Below are 5,847 nucleotides of genomic sequence, written 5' to 3' on the forward strand. Positions count from 1 at the left end.
CGAGCGTCGATGCGCTGGTGGCGCGCCTGGATCGCGAGTACCGCGATGCGCAGCATCGGGCCCAGCTGTTGCAACAGCGCTGGCCACGCTGAAGCGCCGACCCGGCAGGCGAATCGCCAGCCGGGACGCATAGGCGGCGCAACGGCGGAAGCGCCAATACACTATCGGCTATCAGGGCGGCCATGCCGGAACCGTCGCCGAAGTCACAGGGTCGCCTCGGCCACTTGGACCGCCGCCACACTGGCTGTCTTCTCGCCCGCGGAGCGGCGCGTGCAAACCTGTGACGCAACCAGCATATTCGTGCCCCGGGCGGCTTGTTCAGAGGCCTGCAGGCCCGCTAGGCTGTAGTGGCCATTAGCGCCGACAAGGAAGCCCGCATGACCCAAGCCCGATTCAAGATTGTCTTCAGTGGCGAACTGATGCCTGAGGTGGCGCTGGAAACCGTCCAAGACAACCTCGCACGCCTGTTCAAGAGTGACCTCACACGGATCAATGCGTTATTCAGTGGCGGCGCCATCGCCATCAAGCGCAATTTGCCCGAAAGCGAGGCCGACCAATATCTCGCGGCTCTGCACCGCGCGGGCGCCAAGGCCCGCAAGGAGCCGGAGCCGGGCACCAGCCTGAGCCTGGAGAAAACCGATCACCACTTCGCCGCGAGTGCCGAGCAAACGCCAGGCGCCGCCAGCGACGAGATGAGCTGCCCCAAGTGCGGCCACCGGCAGGCCAAGGCCGTGGAGTGCTCGGCCTGCGGCATCATCATCGAGAAATTTATCGCCCGTCAGGCAGCGCTCTCCGCGAGTACGCCACCTGTCCAGCCGCAGCAGCCCGGCGACCTCGGCAAGGCCGCCCATACCCCCTACGCGACACCTCTGGCCACAGTGGCCGAAACGCTGCCGGAGTTCGGCGAACTCGAGGTATTCAGCATCGAAGGACGCATCGGCCGCCTGCGCTATCTGGCTTGGTCGCTGGTGCTGATGCTGGCGGCGCTGGCCCTGCTCGGCGTGGCCAGCATGGGTTTAGCCATTTCCGAAATAGTCGGTTCCGTATTGATCGCGCTGGTCGGCATCGGCATGGCGGTGGTCAGCGTGCAGATCGGCGCCCAGCGCCTGCATGACATCGGCTGGTCCGGCTGGCTCTGGCTGATCAACCTGGTACCGATCGTCGGTGGCGTCTTCGCCCTGCTGCTGCTGATCATTCCTGGCACAACCGGGGCCAATCGCTACGGCCCGCCAGCACCGCCCAACAGCCGCGCGGTCAAGCTACTGGCCTGGCTCTGGCTACTGGTCCCGATACTCGGCATCCTGGCAGCCATCGCCCTGCCGGCCTACCAGGACTATGCGATCCGCGCGGGTCTCTGACCCGCAGCGCAAGCCTCATCGCGGCAGGAGGCCAGACCCGCCCCTCACGGAGAACCCCCATGCCCCGTTACGCCCTGATAACCGGCGCCTCCAGCGGTATCGGCCTGGCCCTGGCCGAAGCCCTGGCACGTCGTGGGCGTAGCCTGATCCTGGTCGCCCGGCAAGGCGATGCGCTGGACAGCATCGCCGGCGAGCTGAGCCGGCGCTTTGCCGTGGACGTCCTGTTCCGCGCCTGCGACCTCGGCGAGCCGCTGCAACTCTCCGGCCTGCTGCATGAGCTGGAGCAGAACGAGCTGTCCATCGACCTGCTGATCAACGGCGCCGAGGTGGGCACCTGTGGCGCCTTCGTCGCCCAGGACTGGCGTGGCGAGCAACAGCTGATCGAGGTGAACGTCCTCGCACTCGCCCGACTCTGCCATGCCCTCGGCACGGTGATGGCGGGACAGGGCAGCGGGCAGATCCTCAATGTCGCCGCGCTGGGGGGATTTCATCCCGGCCCATGGATGAGCAATTACCACGCAAGCCAGGCTTACGTCCTGCACTTCTCCGAAGGCCTGCGCGAAGAACTCAAGGAATACGGCGTCAGCGTGTCGGTGCTCTGCCCGGGGCCGATGCGCAACGCCTACTTGTGCTCGACAGAGATGGACAGCGCAGCGCCAGTACACGACAAGCGACTGATCAGCGCCGAGGAAGTGGCACTGATCACGCTCAAGGCGCTGGATAAAAACCGCGCGATCATCATCCCCGGCTGGCGCAATCGGCTGCTGGCCATTGCGCCACGTCTGGCGCCGCGCTGGCTGGTGCGCAAGGTCGCGGCGCGGCGCAACCGACCGCTCAGCCGCGGCTGATCAGGCCATGACCGTGCGACCCCGAGCCCAGGCACGCAAGGCGTGGAGGTCTTCGGCCATCACCACCGACAAGGGCGCCGTGCTGTGGATAGCGTGCAGCAGCAGGGCCTGATCGACCGCCTGCTGTTGCGCCTGGGCGGCATACAGGGCGCTGACCACGACCTGCTCGATCTCGGCGCCGGAAAACCCGTCGCTGGCAAGCGCCAGCAAGTGCAGGTCGAACCCGACGGGTTCCAGCTCGCGCCGCGCCAGATGAATGCGGAAGATCTCCGCGCGCACCGCCTGATCGGGCAAGTCGACGAAGAACAATTCATCGAAACGCCCCTTGCGCACCAGTTCCGGCGGCAGGCGGTCGATCGCGTTGGCCGTCGCCACCATGAATACCGGCGCCTTGCGCTCGGCCATCCAGGTCAGCAGGGTGCCGAGCACCCGCTGGCTGACGCCGCCGTCATGCTCGCCGCTGGCCAGGCCTTTCTCGATCTCGTCGATCCACAGCACACAGGGCGCCATCTGCTCGGCCAGGCTCAAGGCCTCGCGCAGGTTGCGCTCGGTCTCGCCAAAGAACTTGTTGTACAGGCAGGCAAAGTCCAGGCGCAGCAGGGGCAAGCCCCACAAGCCGGCCACGGCCTTCGCCGCCAGGCTCTTGCCGCCGCCCTGCACTCCGACCAGCAGCACGCCCTTGGGCAGGTCGACAGCCTCGGCGCCGAGAAAGATGCCCTGGCGCTCGGCCAGCCAGCGCTTCAGGTTGCTCAAGCCGCCGACCTCGGCGAAGCGTGCGGTGTCGTACTCGAAACTCAGCACCCCCTCCAGGTCCAGCAGTTGGAACTTGGTCTTGTTCAGCTCTGGCAAATCCTCCTGGGTGATCGCGCCGTCATCGCAGATCACCTTGCGCGCCAGCACCCGTGCTTCGCCATGACTCAAGCCGCGCAGGTTCTTCACCACCTGCTGCAAGGTACGGTTATCGGTGCGCACCCGGGCATTGCGATTACCCTCGCTCCAGCGGCTGGCTTCCTCGCGCACGATCGCCAGCAACTCGTCTTCCGACGGCAGCGCCAGGCTGAAGCGCGCGGCAAAGCGTTGCACCTCCGCCGGCAGCTTGCAGGCATGGGAGACCAGCACCAGGGTTGGCGCCTGCGGCGTATCGCGCATGGCGATTTCCTTGAGCAGGCGCACCAGCCTGGGGTCATCGGCGAGGAACGGATGCAGGTCGCACAGCACATACAGATTCGCCTGCGGATCGGCCTTGATCAGCCGCAACGCGGCCTCCGGCTCCTGGCTCGTGGCTTCGCCCGACTGCTCAGCGCCGAAGCCCAGGCGCTGCAGGCCTTCGGTCACCGACCAGGTGTGCAAGCCGAGGCCACGCTTGACCGCCAGACCGGTCAGGGTTTCCAGCACGCGCGGCTCGTCCCAGGACTCGATGAGGATCAGCTTGACCCTGGAGTCGAGCACCAGGCCCAGATCGTGGATATCGTTCTTCACACCAACTCCTTGTGGCGGTCATATGGCCGGAATCGACCCAGCCCGCTAGACTCGGGCCTCATTCAACAGGCCGGGAGACTGCGCCATGGACTGTCTTTTTTGCAAGATCGTCGCCGGGGAAATACCCGCGCGCAAGCTTTATGAAGACGATCAGGTGTTCGCCTTTCACGATATCGGCCCCAAGGCCCCGGTGCATTTCCTGGTGATCCCGAAAAAGCACATTCACACCCTCAACGACCTCGGCGAAGACGACAAAGCCCTGGCCGGACACATTCTCTATACCGCCCAGCGCCTGGCCAAAGAACAAGGCTGCGACGACGGTTTTCGCGTGGTGATGAACTGCAATGAACTGGGCGGGCAAACCGTTTACCACATCCATATGCATGTCCTCGGGCAACGGCAGATGACCTGGCCGCCGGGCTGAACGACGCTCCCCGCCCGACCGAACGGCCTGACGCCGGTCAAGCCGCGGCACACCGATTGGAGTAAACTTGCCGCTTTCTTTTCGCCGGAGGTGCCCGATGGCCTGCGAACGTCACTACTCCCCCGTAGACCGCCTGTTCCTGCAAGCGGATGCGGCTCTGCGCACCCTGCTGCCCTTCAGCGGCCAGCCCAGTCGCCCCTCGCCGGCCATCGTGCAGGCAGAGAGCGAACTGGATGAGCCGACCGCGCGGCATGTCGCCGGCTTGATGCGCATCAACCACACGGGCGAGGTATGCGCCCAGGCGCTGTACCAGGGCCAGGCGCTGACCGCCAAGCTCGTACAGGTACGGAGCGCCATGGAGCACGCCGCCGATGAGGAAATCGATCATCTGGCCTGGTGCGAACAACGTATTCGTCAGCTGGGCAGCCACCCCAGCGTGCTCAACCCGCTGTTTTATGGCCTGTCCTTTGGCGTCGGCGCCGTCGCCGGCCTGATCAGCGACAAGGTCAGCCTGGGGTTTGTCGCCGCCACCGAAGACCAGGTGGTCAAGCACCTGGACGACCACCTGCAACAGCTGCCAGCCAACGACGACAAGTCACGGGCGATACTCGAGCAGATGCGCCTCGACGAAGAACGCCATGCCACCAGCGCCCTGGAGGCCGGCGGCCTGCGCTTCCCGGCACCGCTAAAATTCGGCATGACGCTGCTGTCCAAGGTCATGACCAAGAGCGCCTATCGGCTCTGATAATCAGTTGGTAGGGCGGGTGCAACCCGCCAGGTTCTTCTTCAATGGCGGGTTGCACCCGCCCTACCGCTGTTGCTTGAAGCTTGTAGCTGCTTTTCAGCCCAATTCGACGATCTCGTAGTCATGGGTGATCTCGACCCCGGCACGACCGAGCATGATCGAGGCCGAGCAATACTTCTCTGCCGACAGCTCCACCGCACGCTTGACCTGCGCCTCTTTCAAGCCGCGGCCCTTGACCACGAAATGCAGGTGGATCTTGGTGAACACCTTGGGTTCCTCGGTGGCCCGCTCGGCCTCGAGAAAGGCCTCGCAACTCTCGACCGCCTGTCTGGATTTTTTCAGGATGCTGACCACATCGAAGTTGCTGCAGCCACCCAGACCGATCAATAGCATCTCCATCGGGCGCACACCCAGGTTACGGCCACCGCTCTCCGGCGGGCCATCCATCACCACCGCATGACCACTGCCCGACTCACCGATAAACAGGGCTTCGCCGGCCCATTGAATGCGCGCTTTCATTACCAAGCCTCCGCTGTTAAAAAGGGACGCAGCTTAGCACAGCCCTATTCGCGGCCTGACTTCAGCCATCTGGGCGGAAGTTCCGTTGCTAGATGTTAGCCATGTCGCAAAATCGACCCAGGCCATGGTGTGTTTGTTAAGCTGACGCCGGATTACTGGCAGACTGGGCCAGATAACTATAAGAAATTGCCTGTCAGACAAAGGCTTACCTTTTTATTTTCGGGACTCGGGCATGGTCGCAATTACCCTTACACCTAAAATCAAGAATCTCGACAAACTCCTCGCACATTGCCACCGCCGACGCTATACGGCGAAAAGCACCATCATCTATGCAGGTGATCGCTGCGAAACCCTGTTCTTCATCGTCAAAGGCTCGGTCACCATCCTCATCGAGGACGACGATGGCCGGGAAATGATCATCGCCTACCTCAACCCCGGGGACTTCTTCGGCGAGATGGGCCTGTTCGACAAGGA

At 64.0% G+C, this 5,847-nt stretch carries 7 protein-coding genes; 5 read left to right on the forward strand and 2 right to left on the reverse strand.

The genetic code is table 11. The features are described from left to right. The first annotated feature begins 377 nt into the window (after nucleotides 1-377). Complete coding sequence (locus ABZE94_RS19710) at nucleotides 378-1,358, forward strand: DUF805 domain-containing protein (protein WP_372877659.1); 981 nt, start codon at nucleotides 378-380, stop codon at nucleotides 1,356-1,358. Between the two features lie 59 nt (nucleotides 1,359-1,417). Then, nucleotides 1,418-2,206 carry an SDR family NAD(P)-dependent oxidoreductase gene (locus tag ABZE94_RS19715; RefSeq protein ID WP_372877661.1) on the forward strand — a complete coding sequence of 263 codons (789 nt, stop codon included), beginning with the start codon at nucleotides 1,418-1,420 and terminating at the stop codon, nucleotides 2,204-2,206. Here the strand turns inward: ABZE94_RS19715 and ABZE94_RS19720 are convergent, their stop codons facing one another. Further along, nucleotides 2,207-3,685 (reverse strand): AAA family ATPase, encoded by a 1,479-nt coding sequence (locus ABZE94_RS19720; protein WP_372877663.1) that lies wholly within the window; start codon nucleotides 3,683-3,685, stop codon nucleotides 2,207-2,209. A gap of 85 nt (nucleotides 3,686-3,770) precedes the next feature. On the opposite strand from ABZE94_RS19720, the gene ABZE94_RS19725 reads away from it, so the two are divergent. Together ABZE94_RS19725 and coq7 are read left to right on the forward strand one after the other, a co-directional pair. Beyond that, a complete protein-coding gene (locus ABZE94_RS19725) occupies nucleotides 3,771-4,109 on the forward strand; it encodes a histidine triad nucleotide-binding protein (protein ID WP_090505852.1) in 339 nt (112 codons plus the stop codon). A 97-nt stretch (nucleotides 4,110-4,206) separates the two neighbouring features. Beyond that, nucleotides 4,207-4,854: a 2-polyprenyl-3-methyl-6-methoxy-1,4-benzoquinone monooxygenase gene (coq7, locus tag ABZE94_RS19730; RefSeq protein WP_372877665.1), complete on the forward strand. Its 648-nt coding sequence runs from the start codon at nucleotides 4,207-4,209 to the stop codon at nucleotides 4,852-4,854. A 96-nt stretch (nucleotides 4,855-4,950) separates the two neighbouring features. Here coq7 and ABZE94_RS19735 read toward each other — a convergent pair whose 3' ends face one another. Beyond that, nucleotides 4,951-5,373: an OsmC family protein gene (locus tag ABZE94_RS19735; RefSeq protein ID WP_372877667.1), complete on the reverse strand. Its 423-nt coding sequence runs from the start codon at nucleotides 5,371-5,373 to the stop codon at nucleotides 4,951-4,953. Between the two features lie 232 nt (nucleotides 5,374-5,605). On the opposite strand from ABZE94_RS19735, the gene ABZE94_RS19740 reads away from it, so the two are divergent. Next, nucleotides 5,606-5,847 (forward strand): cyclic nucleotide-binding domain-containing protein (locus ABZE94_RS19740; protein WP_372877669.1); only part of this gene is annotated, 242 nt, incomplete at its 3' end.

The sequence above is a fragment of the Pseudomonas sp. genome (assembly GCF_041601375.1).
Taxonomy (GTDB): Bacteria; Pseudomonadota; Gammaproteobacteria; order Pseudomonadales; family Pseudomonadaceae; genus Aquipseudomonas.